Annotated in this window: 13 protein-coding genes; 6 read left to right on the top strand and 7 right to left on the bottom strand. The window is 70.9% G+C overall.

What is annotated here, in order from left to right; translation table 11 throughout:
- Positions 1–308: 308 nt before the first annotated feature.
- Both GLX30_RS05020 and GLX30_RS05015 read left to right on the top strand, forming a co-directional pair.
- Positions 309–1,139 carry a VOC family protein gene (locus tag GLX30_RS05020; protein ID WP_159684042.1) on the top strand — a complete coding sequence of 277 codons (831 nt, stop codon included), beginning with the start codon at positions 309–311 and terminating at the stop codon, positions 1,137–1,139.
- Between the two features lie 46 nt (positions 1,140–1,185).
- Positions 1,186–1,437 (top strand): WhiB family transcriptional regulator, encoded by a 252-nt coding sequence (locus tag GLX30_RS05015; protein WP_159684040.1) that lies wholly within the window; start codon positions 1,186–1,188, stop codon positions 1,435–1,437.
- 112 nt (positions 1,438–1,549) lie between these two features.
- On the opposite strand, the gene GLX30_RS05010 is transcribed toward GLX30_RS05015, so the two are convergent.
- From GLX30_RS05010 to GLX30_RS04995, 4 genes are all read right to left on the bottom strand, one after another.
- On the bottom strand, positions 1,550–2,461 hold the full coding sequence (locus GLX30_RS05010; protein ID WP_159694871.1) for a chitosanase: 912 nt from the start codon (positions 2,459–2,461) through the stop codon (positions 1,550–1,552).
- 158 nt (positions 2,462–2,619) lie between these two features.
- On the bottom strand, positions 2,620–3,594 hold the full coding sequence (locus GLX30_RS05005) for an acyl-ACP desaturase (protein ID WP_159684037.1): 975 nt from the start codon (positions 3,592–3,594) through the stop codon (positions 2,620–2,622).
- A gap of 378 nt (positions 3,595–3,972) precedes the next feature.
- Positions 3,973–5,616, bottom strand: a complete 1,644-nt coding sequence (locus tag GLX30_RS05000) for an ABC-F family ATP-binding cassette domain-containing protein (RefSeq protein WP_159684035.1) — start codon at positions 5,614–5,616, stop codon at positions 3,973–3,975.
- A gap of 365 nt (positions 5,617–5,981) precedes the next feature.
- Positions 5,982–6,398, bottom strand: coding sequence for an SsgA family sporulation/cell division regulator (locus GLX30_RS04995; RefSeq protein WP_159684033.1), 417 nt, complete (start codon positions 6,396–6,398; stop codon positions 5,982–5,984).
- Positions 6,399–6,609: 211 nt separating this feature from the next.
- Here GLX30_RS04995 and GLX30_RS04990 point away from each other — a divergent pair, with 211 nt between their 5' ends.
- Positions 6,610–7,713, top strand: a complete 1,104-nt coding sequence (locus GLX30_RS04990; protein ID WP_159684030.1) for an oxidoreductase — start codon at positions 6,610–6,612, stop codon at positions 7,711–7,713.
- Positions 7,714–7,730: 17 nt separating this feature from the next.
- Here the strand turns inward: GLX30_RS04990 and GLX30_RS04985 are convergent, their stop codons facing one another.
- Positions 7,731–8,030, bottom strand: a complete 300-nt coding sequence (locus GLX30_RS04985) for a YciI family protein (protein ID WP_159684028.1) — start codon at positions 8,028–8,030, stop codon at positions 7,731–7,733.
- A gap of 72 nt (positions 8,031–8,102) precedes the next feature.
- Between GLX30_RS04985 and GLX30_RS04980 the strand changes: the two genes are divergently transcribed.
- Entirely contained in the window at positions 8,103–8,798 is a 696-nt protein-coding gene (locus GLX30_RS04980) for an endonuclease V (RefSeq protein WP_159684025.1), read from the top strand.
- Positions 8,799–8,850: 52 nt separating this feature from the next.
- Here GLX30_RS04980 and GLX30_RS04975 read toward each other — a convergent pair whose 3' ends face one another.
- Both GLX30_RS04975 and GLX30_RS04970 read right to left on the bottom strand, forming a co-directional pair.
- Complete coding sequence (locus tag GLX30_RS04975; protein ID WP_159684022.1) at positions 8,851–9,336, bottom strand: phospholipase; 486 nt, start codon at positions 9,334–9,336, stop codon at positions 8,851–8,853.
- Between the two features lie 313 nt (positions 9,337–9,649).
- Positions 9,650–10,849 carry a saccharopine dehydrogenase NADP-binding domain-containing protein gene (locus tag GLX30_RS04970; protein ID WP_159684019.1) on the bottom strand — a complete coding sequence of 400 codons (1,200 nt, stop codon included), beginning with the start codon at positions 10,847–10,849 and terminating at the stop codon, positions 9,650–9,652.
- Positions 10,850–11,185: 336 nt separating this feature from the next.
- Here GLX30_RS04970 and GLX30_RS04965 point away from each other — a divergent pair, with 336 nt between their 5' ends.
- Both GLX30_RS04965 and GLX30_RS04960 read left to right on the top strand, forming a co-directional pair.
- Positions 11,186–12,319: a CaiB/BaiF CoA-transferase family protein gene (locus GLX30_RS04965; RefSeq protein ID WP_159684016.1), complete on the top strand. Its 1,134-nt coding sequence runs from the start codon at positions 11,186–11,188 to the stop codon at positions 12,317–12,319.
- Complete coding sequence (locus GLX30_RS04960) at positions 12,316–13,458, top strand: acyl-CoA dehydrogenase family protein (protein WP_159684013.1); 1,143 nt, start codon at positions 12,316–12,318, stop codon at positions 13,456–13,458. Before GLX30_RS04965 ends, GLX30_RS04960 begins: the two co-directional genes overlap by 4 nt.
- The last annotated feature ends 40 nt before the right edge of the window (positions 13,459–13,498 follow it).

Below are 13,498 nucleotides of genomic sequence, written 5' to 3'. Positions count from 1 at the left end.
CCGCTCGGCGCGCTCGGCCGTATTCCGGAACCCGAAGGAGCTCCCGTCGGAGTTGCACGGCGAACCGTACGTCGCACGCCTCGCCCTGATCCCCGGTGACGCGGCGGAAGGCCGGCGAGTTCAGCAGCCGCTCCGTCACACACTTTGGGGTCCAACCGACTTGACGGGCCAAGTCCGTGAGGCGGGCGCTGTGGATCCAACAGGCGTCGGAGCGGCGTACGGCGATTTCGCCGGGCGCGCCGTGAAGGTTTCGGGCGGGATCGGTAGGAGACTCGGGGACCGACGCGGCCGTATCCGAAGGAGGACCCGTGCTCAGCGCTCCCTACGTCACCGGCTCCCCGAACTGGATCGAGCTCGGAACGCCCGACGTCGAGGGCGCGAAGGCCTTCTACGGCCAGGTGTTCGACTGGACGTTCGTGTCGGCGGGGCCGGATGCCGGCGGCTACGGCATGTTCCAGCTCGACGGGAGGACGGTCGCGGCCGCGATGACCGTGCCGCCGGAGAAGGGCCCGCCGGGCTGGAACGTCTACTTCCAGACGCCCGACGCCGACGCCATGGTCAAAGCCGTCGAACAGCGCGGCGGGAGCGTCGTGGTCCGGCCCATGGACGTGTTCGACCAAGGGCGGATGACGATCTGCCTCGACCCGGCGGGAGCGGCCTTCGCGGGCTGGGAACCGGGCAGGAACAAGGGGCTCGACCGGGTCAGCGACGTCGGGGCGCTCGGCTGGCTCGAGCTGTTCACCCCCGATCTCGCCTTCGCCCTGACGTACTACGGCGACGTCTTCGGCTGGGAGGCCTCCCAGATGCCCATGCCGGACGGCAGCGGCTACTACACCATGGTCCGCCCCGGCGGAGCGGCGCAGGACACCACGTTCGCCGGCGTCCTCCAGATGAGCGCCGATCGGCTCGAGGCGTCGGGCGGGCCCTACTGGCTGGCGTATTTCGGCGTCGAGGACTGTGACGCCTCGGTGGCCAGGGCGCAGGAACTGGGCGCGGAGATCAAGCGGACACCCGTCGACGTGGAGGGTGTCGGCCGGTTCGCGAAGCTGGCCGATCCGGCGGGCGCGCGGTTCGCCGTCGTCCAGGGCTTCACTGCCGCGGGAGCGACCGGTGGGACCCGCCCGCCGAGCGGCCGTTGAATGTTCGTTGACACGATGTTTATCGGCGGCGGGCAGCGTGTCCAGCATGCCGATCAACACCACCATCACGACCGAGCCCGAACTCGCCTGGCAGGAGAGCGCGTTGTGCGCCCAGGCCGGTCCCGAGTTCTTCTTCCCCGCCCCCGGCTCCTCCACCCGTGAGGCCAAGCAGCTCTGCGGAGCGTGCGAGGGCCGGGTGGCCTGCCTGGAGTACGCGCTGACACACGACGAGAGGTTCGGCGTCTGGGGCGGCCTCTCGGAGAAGGAACGCCACCGCCTCAAGCGCACGGCCCGCTGACCGACCCCGGCGGTGCCGCGCACAGATGGCGCGCTCCACGAGGTGGCGGCGCGGCTCACGAGGTCGAGTGCGGCGCCGGGCGGCACGGCGGGTCACCGGGCGACGCATCGGCTCATGAGCCGATGCGGAACGTCTCTCCGTACACCCGCCAGGTGAGGGGCGTGTCCAGCCCGGTGTTCCCCTCGCGCAGGAACACGCGCTGAGCGGTGTCGATCCGCGAGGAGTCCCTGGTCTGCTCGGTCTTCTGGCGGCCGATCACGGTCCGGCCGGCGTCGAGGAAGGCATTCAGGTAGGCCTTCTCGTCGCCGCCCTCCGCGGCGGTGTCGGCGGCCTTCATGGCGGCCTCGCGGATGCCGTAGAAGCCCTCCGGGCCGAGCCCGGGCCCGTGGAGCACCATCGCGTCGTAGTAGATGAACTGGCCGAGCGTGGACAGTCCGTCCATCTTGGCCAGCCGCACGGCCGGGTCGAAGTAGATCCGGTCGCGCATCACGTCCTGGGCCTTGCGGAACTCCGGGTCCTCCGCGGCCTTCGCCCACGCCGCCTCGAAGGGCGCGCCCAGCCCCTCGTGCGAGTCGCTGCCGTCGACCTTGCGGAGCGCGGGGAGGTACCCGGCGAGCGGGTTGTCCGGGTGCTCGTCCGTGAAGTATTCGACGAGCTGGAGCATGTCGTTCGTACCCGAGCAGAAGCCGATGATCCCGGCAGTGTAGCCGTTGCCGTCACCGATGTCCTCGATGGCGCCGTACTGGCTCTTCCAGTCCAGCGTCGAGTTCTCCGCGCTCGCCACCAGCTGGGCGGCGATCTCCTTCTTCGCGGGATCCGCGAGGCCCGGCGGCAGCGCGTCGATGCGGTCGTCCCGCTCGCGCTGCTGGGCCGGGCTGCCCGCCTTGAGCGGGTCGGGCGCGAAGGCGGTCGGGCTGACGCGCAGGCTCGGGTCGTCCTTGGGGCGCAGCGACTCGCCGCCCCCGCCGAAGTAGACGGAGACGGCAACAGCTATCGGGGCGCCGAAGAGGACGACGCGCGTCAGGGGTTTCACGCGGGACAGCGTACGGTGCCGCCCCACGCCCCAGTAGTCCCGGGTTCGGCCCGCCCGTACGGCCGCGGCCCGGACGCTGTCCAACGTCGTCGCAGGCCGTCGCCCGGGAGAGCGACGGCCACCGGCACCGGCGGTGCCGCGGGGACGCGCTAGCCGGCGGCGCGCGCCGCCATCCGGGACTTGCGGGCGGCGAGCTTCTCGTCGAACTTGAGCGCCTCCGCGTCCAGCCCGTTCATGTAGAGGCCGAGCTCCTCCTGCGCCTTGAGGCCCTCCGGGCCCAGGCCGTCGATCTCGAGGACCTTGAGGTGGCGCAGCACCGGCTGGAGCACGTCGTCGTGGTGGATGCGCATGTTGTAGATCTCACCGATGGCCATCTGCGCGGCGGCCCGCTCGAAACCGGGCATGCCGTGCCCCGGCATCCGGAAGTTCACGACCACGTCCCGCACGGACTGCATGGTCAGGTCGGGGGCGATCTCGAAGGCCGCGCCCAGCAGGTTGCGGTAGAAGACCATGTGCAGGTTCTCGTCGGTGGCGATACGCGCCAGCATCCGGTCGCAGACCGGGTCGCCGGACTGGTGGCCGGTGTTGCGGTGCGACACGCGCGTCGCGAGCTCCTGGAAGGCGACGTAAGCCACGGAGTGCAGCATCGAGTGGCGGTTGTCGGACTCGAAGCCCTCTGCCATGTGGGCCATCCGGAACTGCTCGAGCTTGTCCGGGTCCACGGCGCGGGAGGTGAGCAGGTAGTCCCGCATCACGATCCCGTGCCGGCCCTCCTCCGCGGTCCAGCGGTGCACCCAGGTGCCCCAGGCCCCGTCGCGGCCGAAGAGCGTCGCGATCTCGTGGTGGTAGCTGGGGAGGTTGTCCTCGGTGAGGAGGTTCACCACCAGCGCGATCTTGCCGATGTCCGTGACCTTGGACTGGGCGGGGTCCCAGGCCTCTCCGTCCTCGAAGAAGCCGGGGAAGTTGCGGCCGTCGGAGAAGGGGACGTACTCGTGCGGCATCCAGTCCTTGGCGACCTTCAGATGGCGGTTGAGCTCCTTCTCCACGACCTCTTCCAGCGCGTACAGAAGTCGCGCGTCGGTCCACGCTTCCGAACTGCCGAGGTGGGGAGAGGTGATCGTCACGGGGGCTCCTGGGGGACGGGAGAGTTACCTACGTACTCGTAGGTTACGAAACCGTAGGTTAAGCACGTCATAAGCCCCCGTCCAAGCCCGGATCCGCGATGCCCGATTACGTACCGTTATAAGGGCAGGTCCGTCGGTGCGCGGAGCGCTGTGTCACGTCTCCCGCAGCCGCCTGAGCGGCCCGAGAATTTTCTGTTCGCCCGAACGGGCCGGGGCAGGCGCACGACGGGGCGATCCGTCCTCCGGGGCGTCCCGCCGTTCCCACCGTGCGGCGCGGCGCGGCCGGGCGGGTCGGACCGGTCTCCCGGTGCCTCTCCGCCGGCCGTGCCGCTCAATCACCCCTATGCGTCGGACGTTCACCCCGACGGGCCCGCACGCTCATCCCATCGGGAACGCCCCGTCCCGCAGTTCCTCCGCCGAGACGTCCCGCAGCTCGCCGTCGAGCAGCAGCCGCCGCGTGACGCCGATCGAATCGAGGAACGACGCGTCGTGACTGGCCACGATCAGGGCTCCCTGGTAGGACTCCAGAGCCGCCGTGAGGCTGCGCACGCTCGACATGTCGAGGTTGTTCGTCGGCTCGTCCAGCATGAGCAACTGCGGCGCGGGCTCGGCGAGCAGCAGCGCCGCGAGTGCCGCACGGAACCGCTCGCCGCCCGACAGCGTCCCGGCCGGCTGGTCGGCCAGGGCGCCCCGGAAGAGGAAGCGCGCCAGCCGCGCCCTGATCCGGTTGTTCGTGGCGCCGGGCGCGAACCGGGCCACGTTCTCGACGACGCTCAGCCCGTCGTCGAGGAGGTCGAGGCGCTGCGGCAGGAAGCGGAGGGGGACATCGGGCACCGCCTCGCCCGCCACCGGTTCCAGCTCGCCGGCGATAGTGCGCAGCAGGGTCGTCTTGCCCGCGCCGTTGCGCCCCACGAGAGCGATCCGCTCGGGTCCTCGTACCTCGAACTCTCCCTTCACTTCTGCCCCGTACTGGAGCCGCAGGTCACGGAGCCGCAGCACCCCGCGGCCGGGGTGGACCTGGGTGCTGGGCAGCTCGATACGGATCTCGTCGTCGTCGCGTACCGCCTCCACGGCCTCGTCGAGACGCTCCTTCGCCTCCGCGAGTTTCTCGGTGTGCATGATGCGGTGCTTGCCGGCCGACTCCTGGGCCGTGCGCTTGCGGGAGCGCATCACGATCCTCGGCTCCCGCTTGGTGTCGTACATCTTCTGCCCGTACCGCTTGCGACGGGCCAACTTGATGTGCGCGTCCGCCAGTTCACGCTTCTGGCGCTGGACGTCCGCCTCCGCGACACGCACCATCCTTTCCGCCGCCTCCTGTTCGACGGCGAGCGCCTCCTCGTATGCGGAGAAGTTGCCGCCGTACCAGGCGACCTCGCCCTCGCGCAGATCGGCGATCTGGTCGACCAGTTCCAGCAGTTGACGGTCGTGGCTGACGACCACCAGCACACCGGACCACCGCGTCACAGCGTCGTACAGGCGCCGGCGGGCGAACAGGTCGAGATTGTTGGTGGGTTCGTCGAGCAGCAGCACATCGGGACGGGCCAGCAGCAGTGCCGCCAGCCGCAGCAGGACCGCCTCGCCGCCCGAGACCTCGCCGATGGTGCGGTCGAGACCGATGCGGCCGAGACCCAGCTGGTCCAAGGTGGCGTGCGCGCGCTCCTCGACGTCCCAGTCGTCGCCGACCGCTGTGAAGTTCTCCTCGCTGGGATCGCCCGCCTCGATGGCGTGCAGCGCGGCGCGGGTCGCTGCGATGCCGAGGACCTCGTCCACCCGCATGCCGGTGTCGAGCACCACGTTCTGCGGCAGGTAGCCGATCTCTCCCATGGCGCGGACCGACCCGGCGGACGGTACGAGTTCGCCGGCGAGCAGCCGCAACAGGGTTGACTTGCCTGAGCCGTTGAGGCCGATAAGGCCGGTGCGGCCCGGCCCGATCGCAAGGTGGAAGTCCTCGAAGACGACGGTGCCGTCCGGCCATGCGAAGCCGAGCGCGGAGCAGGTGAGATAGGTGGGGGAAGTAGACACGTGGCCTCCGGTTGCTGGGTACGGGCTGGGAGCAACGGTGGAGACACCTGTGCGACGTGACGGATGCCGGAAACGGACCGGGGAGAGCCCGGAGACGCCGGGAGGGAAAAAGTCCCGGTCGGGGGAGCGGACGGCATGAGTCGTCGAGGTCGCACGCGAAGCGCACAGGCATGAGCCGTGCTGCACGGTGTCTCAAGACCTCAGACGAGCAACGTCCTACTCCGATCGACGACAACAGAACCGTCATACACTGTATAGGGCCGCCGGGGTCGTGTCAACGGCATTCGTCCGACCCGGGGGAGCGGTGCCGTCGGGCGTGACCGACGGCGGGGGTCGCGACGGTGGCCGGGGAGCGGCGGAGGGCGTCAGGCGGCGTCGCCCAACAACTCCGTCAGGTCCTGGTCGAGCCCCAGGTACAGGTGCTCGCGCCCGGCCGGGACCGCCTCCTGCACGCGCTCGAGGAAGCGCTGCAGATCGCCGGTGCGGATGTGCACCATGGCCATGCCCTCGGGGGCGTGGAACTCCAGCACCGTCCGGTCGTAGCCGTACGGCCGCAACCGCACGTCGCCGAGGCCGGCCGGTTCATGGACCCCCTCGGCCAGCAACTCCCGCGAGAACGCCCAGGACACATCGGTGCCCTCCAGGGTGGCCGGGCCGGGGAAGTCGATACGGACGGCGAAAGGGTCACGGCGGTCGTAGTGCAGCGTCGCGGGAACGGACTCCATCTGGGGTGCGGACGCGACGAGTCGGGCCTGGACGGTCTGCTCGATGACGGTGGACAAGCCCCGCTCCTTCGTGTGCGGCTCGCTGGGTCCTGATGGCGCAGGTCTCCCTGATATCTCAGAAGACGTCGGAAGGACCGATTCCGTGCACCGGGGAAGAGAGTGACATGTGTCACCGCCCGCCGTCCGCCGCACACTCGGATCGCCACCCGTCGAAGTCGGCGCCACGCACCCTGGACGGGTCCCGGTGCGTGGGCTAGCTTCCAGCGCCATGAGGTCCTTGGGGAAGACGAGACGAACGCTGTCCGTGGGGCTGTGCGCCATCGCGGTGGCTGCCGCGGCGGCCGCGCCGGTGCATGCGGAGCAGGCGGCAACGGCGGCGGACCGGCCCGCGGCGGCCGGTACCCCCGGCTGGAGCCTGAATGACACGGGAACCGAGGTGCGGCTGCGAGGGCTGGCACCGGTCAGCCGGAAGACCGCATGGGTGGCCGGCTCCAAGGGCACCGTGCTGCGCACCACCGACGGCGGCCGCAGCTGGCTGGACGTCTCACCGCCCGGGGCCGGGGCGCTCGAGTTCCGTGACGTCGAGGCGTTCGACGGCCGGCGCGCGGTGGTCCTCGCCATCGGCGAGGGCGAGGCGTCCCGGGTGCTGCGGACCGAGGACGGCGGGGTGAGTTGGACCGAGTCGTTCCGCAACACCGACGCCAAGGCGTTCTACGACTGCATCACGTTCTTCGACAGCCGGCACGGCCTCGCCATGAGTGACCCCGTGGACGGGAAGTACCGCATCCTGTCCACCGGCGACGGCGGGCGGTCCTGGAAGGTCCTCCCCGACGCCGGCATGCCGCCCGCCCTGCCGGGCGAGGCGGGCTTCGCGGCGAGCGGCCAGTGTCTCGTCAGCTCCGGTCCGAAGGACGTCTGGCTGGCCACGGGGGGCGGCGCCACGGCGCGTGTGCTGCACTCCGCCGACCGTGGCGTGAACTGGACCGTCGCGGAGTCGACGATCCCGGCCGGTGACCCGGCCCGCGGCGTCTTCGCGCTCGCCTTCCGCGACCGGACGCACGGCCTCGCGGTCGGTGGCGACTACCGCGCCGACCAGGCCTCGCCGTGGGCCGCGGCCGTCACTGGCGACGGCGGCCGCAGCTGGCGGCAGGCACAGACCCCGCCGCCCGCGTACCGCTCCGGTGTGACCTGGCTCCCGCACAGCAGGTCCGCCGCCCTCGCCGTCGGACCCACCGGGACGGACCTGACGACGGACGGTGGTCGGACCTGGCGCACGGTCGACACCGGCTCGTTCGACACCGTGGACTGCACCCCTGACTTCGGGTGCTGGGCCTCCGGGGAGAAGGGCCGGGTCGCGCGTCTGGAGTTCTGAGACAGGCGGTCGGGCCGTCAGGGAGCCGGCTGCTGGCGGTAGGGGGCCAGCTCGGGCGCCGTCCTGGTCGCGAGGAACTCGGTGATCCGGTAGGTGCACACAGCGCCGACGACGAAGGGGTCGGTCGCCGCGATCTTCTCGATGCCGGCGCGGTCGTCCCCGACCGCGAGGATGATCCCGCCGTCGCGCGGCTTCTTCCTGCCCGACGCGATGAAGACGCCCTCCTCGTACAGGCCGTCCAGCCATGCCACATGGGCTTCCATCAGCGGTTCGACGCGCTCGACCGGCGCGGTGTAGGTCAGTTCCATCACAAACATGACCGCCACGCTACCGGGCCCCTGTCACCGGGCGGCGGTCGCTTCGGGGCAGGTCATACAGTGGGCGGCATCATGAAGATCGTCGAAGCGCCTTCCGGCTGGCCCGTGAACGAAGATGAGGCCCTGGCCGTCCAGGACGAACTGCGCACCCGCGTCGTCCTGGACGAGCCTGGCCCGCCGGTCGGCACCGGGCTGGTGACCGGCGTCGACGTGGCGTACGACGACGAACGCGATGTCGTCGCCGCGGCGGCGGTCGTGCTGGACGCGGCGACGCTGACCGTGGTGGAAGAAGCCACGGCGGTCGGCCGGATCACCTTCCCCTACGTGCCCGGACTGCTCGCCTTCCGTGAGATCCCGACGGTGCTGGCCGCGCTCGAGTCGCTCACGGCCGGGCCCGGCCTGGTCGTGTGCGACGGCTACGGACGCGCGCACCCCCGGCGGTTCGGGCTGGCGAGCCACCTCGGGGTACTGACGGGGCTGCCCTCGATCGGCGTCGCGAAGAATCCGTTCGTCTTCACCTACGGCGAACTCGGATCAGGCCGGGGCGACTTCGCGCCACTTCTCGCCGACGACGGCGAGGAGGTCGGCAGGGCGCTGCGCACCCAGCGGGGGGTGAAGCCGGTCTTCGTCTCCGCGGGGCACCGGGTGACGCTCGACGCGGCGTGTGCCCACACGCTGCGGCTGGCGCCTGAGTTCCGGGTCCCGGAGACGACACGGCGTGCGGACGCCCTGTGCCGGAGGGCGCTTTCGGAGGCGACAGGGGGGTGACGGCCGCGTCGGGTGCGGCCCCGTCACCTCCGTGACGGGGCCGCACCCTTGATCAGGCGGCCTTACCGCCGTCGACCGCCGCCGAGTACCCGAAGGCGGACACGGCCTGGTAGTACGTCCACGCCGTCGAGTTGCATGCGGTGCGCGTGGCACCGGAGTAACCGTTGCACACCCGCTTCAGGTCCTCGTGGAACGCCGAGTCCAGTCTGGACTTGTTCGCGTCGAAGCTGCCGACGGCCTTGTAGTTCCGATAACCGAAGTCATGGCGTGCACATGACATCTTAAAAGGGAAGCCGAACGGGTTGTCCGGCGACGTGGAGCAGTAGTCCGTGGTCCAGTTGAAGCCGTAGGCGCTCCAGGCACCCTGGTCGGCCCGGGCCGCGGCCCAGGCGTTGTAGCTGGTGGCGCTGGTCTGCGTCCAGGAACTGAGCACCTGGAGCTTGTCGGCGGGGGCGGCGGTGGCCGATCCGGCGGGGATCAGGGCGGCGGGCAATGCCAGTACGGCCGACACGAGCGGCAGGGCGAAACGGCGACGCATGCAGAAACCTCCACGTGTGGACGGGGGTCGGTGCGCGCCACGTGGCCTCTCCACGGGCAGGTCCAGAGTCCTGCTGTACGCGCGTCCTGCACAGCCTTTGCGTCACATGCGACGGGTGAAATCTTCGTGGCCGCCGGTCGTGAACCCGCCGCTCCGTGGACAGGAGTGAGCACATCGGTCCAGGACGCTGGATCCCGGCATCCGCATCGACGCCGTGCCGGCGGCCCCCGGCCCGGGGCGGGACCGGGGCCGGGACCTCCCCGCCCCACGCGCCTGCGGCGGGGGCGGGAACGCGGTGGTGCGGCAGCGTCCGCTACCGAATGTGCGCCACCCGGAAGTGGATGCCCGCCCGCTGAAGCCGTGTCAGCAGCGCTTCGCCCATCGCCACCGCCGACGTCACCTGACCGGACGTCTTCGGCAGCGTGTCGCCGGCCAGGCACATCGCCGCTTCCGCCAGGATCTTCGCCGTCTCGTCGTAGCCAGGGTCGCCGCCCTTCACCTCGGTGAAGACCTGGCGCCCGCCGCCCTCGCCGACGAAGCGGACCGAGAACCAGCTCTCCGCCCGGCGCTTGGCACTGGGGCCGTCGCCCGGTGCGTAACGGTCCGTCAGCCACCGCCGGGCGGCGGGGATCTGCGCGAGGGCGAAGCCCGCTCCGACGGCCGCAGGGCCGCCGAGCGCCATCGGCAGGGTCTTGACCGCCGCGTAGTGGCGGTAGCGGAAGTCGGGGCCGTAGCGTTCCAGCCTGTGCGCCGAGCGGACCACGATCTGCGGATCGATCGTCGGCAGGGGCAGCGCCCATGCCCCGGTCTCCCGGCTGAAGTGCGGCCCGCCGAGGGGGGCCTGCGCCCGGCGGCCGACCAGCCGCGGTTCGTGCAGCCGGCGTTCGCGCGCGGCGCGCAGCGTTTCACGGCCGCGGCCCATCGCGTTGAGTGCGGAGGCCAGTGTGCCGCCGGAGAACATCGCGTTCGAGCGGACGAAGCCGTCGACGGTGAGCGGCACCCCTTCAGGGAGCCGTTGCACGGTGAAGTACACGCCGAGGTCGTGCGGGACCGAGTCGAAGCCGCACGCGTGGACGAGGCGAGCACCGGTCTCCCGGGCCCGCGCGTCGTGCCGCACGTACATCAGGTCGACGAACTCGGGCTCCCCGGTGAGGTCGACGTAGTCCGTCCCGGCGTCGGCGCACGCTGCGACCAGGCCTTCGCCGTACCAGACATACGGGCCGACGGTCGTGGCCACGACCCTGGCGGAGCCGGCGAGCTCCCGCATCGACCCGGCGTCGGCGGCGTCGGCCTCGATCAGCGCGAGGGCCGCGCACGACGGGTTGATGACGGCCAGTTGCTCCCTCAGGTGCTCGAGCTTGTCGCGGCTGCGTCCCGCGACGGCCCAGCGGCAGCCCTCCGGCGCGTGCCGCGCGAGATACTCGGCGGTGAGGCGCCCGACGAATCCGGTGGCTCCGAAGAGCACGATGTCGTACGGCCGCTGTGCGCGGTCCGTCCCGTTCTGGCTGTTCACTGGCTCCTCCGCCGTCGGGCTGTCCGGCGGATCAGGGCGGCAGACCCTGCCCCACGCCGTTGTCGGTGGCTGAGGCTAGCGCGCGGAGCGGCCGCACAGAAGATCCGGTTTCCCTTGGTGATCCACCGGTGATCAAGCGGGTTCGAGCCGTCCAGGGTCCTTCGTTCGGATCAGGCCGGATCAGCGAGCGTGCGTGCCAGGGCCCGCGAGCCCGGCGTGATCCGAATCCGAACGAAAGACCCTAAGCGCTTGCTCGGCCCAAACCCTTGTCATAACTGGAACGCGTTCTTACCATCGCTGGTGTTACATCAGTTGTGTCACATAGCTGGGGGCTGGATGACAGCGTCAGGGAACGGCCCGCTGGCCGGGGTACGAGTGGTGGAGCTGGCCGGCATCGGGCCCGGCCCGTTCGCCGCGATGCTCCTCGGTGACCTCGGGGCCGACGTCGTGCGCGTCGACCGCCCCGGCGGTGCCGGGCTCGCCATCGACCCGGCGTACGACCTCACCAACCGCAACAAGCGCTCCGTGCTGATCGACCTCAAGTCGGCCGACGGCCCCGCCCGGGTCCTCGATCTCGTCGAGCGCGCCGACGTCCTCATCGAGGGGTTCCGGCCCGGCGTCGCCGAGCGCCTCGGCGTCGGCCCCGACGAGTGTCTCGCCCGCAACCCACGCCTGGTCTACGGGCGGATGACCGGCTGGGGCCAGCAAGGACCGCTCGCCCAGCGCGCCGGTCACGACATCGCCTACATCGCGCTGACCGGCACACTCTCCATGATCGGCAGCCCCGGCGAGCCGCCCACCGTACCGGCCAACCTCGTCGGCGACTACGCCGGCGGCTCCCTCTACCTGGTCATCGGCGTGCTCGCGGCCCTCCAGCACGCACGCGCCGAGGGCGGCGGCGGACAGGTCGTCGACGCGGCCATCGTCGACGGCGCCTCCCACCTCGCCACGATGATCCACGGGATGATGGCCGCCGGCGGCTGGCAGGACCGGCGCGGCGCGAACCTCCTCGACGGCGGCTGCCCCTTCTACGGCACCTACGAGACCGCCGACGGTCAGTACATGGCGGTCGGCGCGCTGGAGCAGCAGTTCTACGACCGGTTCGTCGAACTGCTCGGCATCAAGGACGACATCCCTGCCCGCAAGGACTTCGACCGCTGGGACGAGCTGCGCCAGGCGGTCGCCGACCGGTTCAGGTCCCGTACCCGCGCCGAGTGGACCGCCGTGTTCGAAGGCACCGACGCCTGCGTCGCCCCCGTGCTCTCGCTCCGCGAGGCACCCGGCCATCCGCACCTCGCCGCCCGTGGGACGTACGTCGACCACGGCGGCATCACCCAGCCCGCCCCCGCGCCCCGCTTCTCCGCCACCCCCACGGCCGTGAGCAGGGGACCCGCCCAGCCCGGCGCGGACACCGCGGACGTCGCCAGGGACTGGGACGTGCCCGCGATCCGGCCTCAGGAGGACCGTTGAAGCGCGAGATCTTCACCGCCGAGCACGAGGCGTTCCGTCGGTCCGTGCGCACCTTCCTCTCCAAGGAGGTGGAGCCGTACTACGAGCAGTGGGAGAAGGACGGGATCGTCAGCCGCGACGCGTGGCTGGCCGCGGGCCGCCAGGGGCTGCTGGGACTCGCCGTGCCCGAGGAGTACGGGGGCGGCGGCAACGACGACTTCCGGTACGCCGCGGTGCTCCACGAGGAGTTCACCCGCGCGGGCGCGCCCGGCCTGGCCATCGGCCTGCACAACGACATCATCGGCCCCTACCTCACCTCCCTCGCCAACGACGAGCAGAAGCGGCGCTGGCTGCCGGGCTTCTGCAGCGGCGAGATCATCACCGCGATCGCCATGACCGAGCCGGGCGCGGGCTCCGACCTCCAGGGCATCCGCACCACGGCCGAGGACCACGGCGACCACTGGCTGCTGAACGGTTCCAAGACGTTCATCTCCAACGGCATTCTCGCCGACCTGGTGATCGTCGTCGCGAAGACCTCTCCGGAGGGCGGCGCGCGCGGGCTGTCGCTGCTGGTCGTCGAGCGGGGCGCGGAGGGGTTCGAACGCGGCCGCAACCTCGACAAGATCGGCCAGAAGTCGCAGGACACCGCCGAACTGTTCTTCAACGACGTCCGCGTCCCCAAGGAGAACCTGCTCGGCGAGCTCAACGGCGCCTTCATCCATCTGATGACCAACCTCGCGCAGGAGCGGATGGCGATCGCCGTCGCCGGCATCGCCGCGGCCGAACACCTGCTGGAGATCACCACCGAGTACGTCAAGGAGCGCGAGGCTTTCGGCCGGCCGCTCGCCAAGCTCCAGCACATCCGCTTCGAGATCGCGGAGCTGGCGACGGAATGCGCGGTCACCCGGGCCTTCCTCGACCGCTGCATCACCGACCACGCCAACGGCGAGCTGGACGCCGTCCACGCCTCGATGGCCAAGTGGTGGGCGACCGAACTCCAGAAACGCGCCGCCGACCGCTGCCTCCAGCTCCACGGCGGGTACGGCTACATGAACGAGTACCGCGTCGCCAGGGCTTTCACGGACGGACGCATCCAGACCATCTACGGCGGCACGACCGAGATCATGAAGGAGATCATCGGTCGTTCCCTGCTCGGCTAGGGAGTGTCTTCGGCGTCCCGTCCGCCCGGAGGGCCGGGCG

This window comes from Streptomyces sp. Tu 2975 (assembly GCF_009832925.1).
Lineage (GTDB): Bacteria > Actinomycetota > Actinomycetes > Streptomycetales > Streptomycetaceae > Streptomyces.
This window is presented reverse-complemented; position numbering and strand designations above follow the sequence as displayed.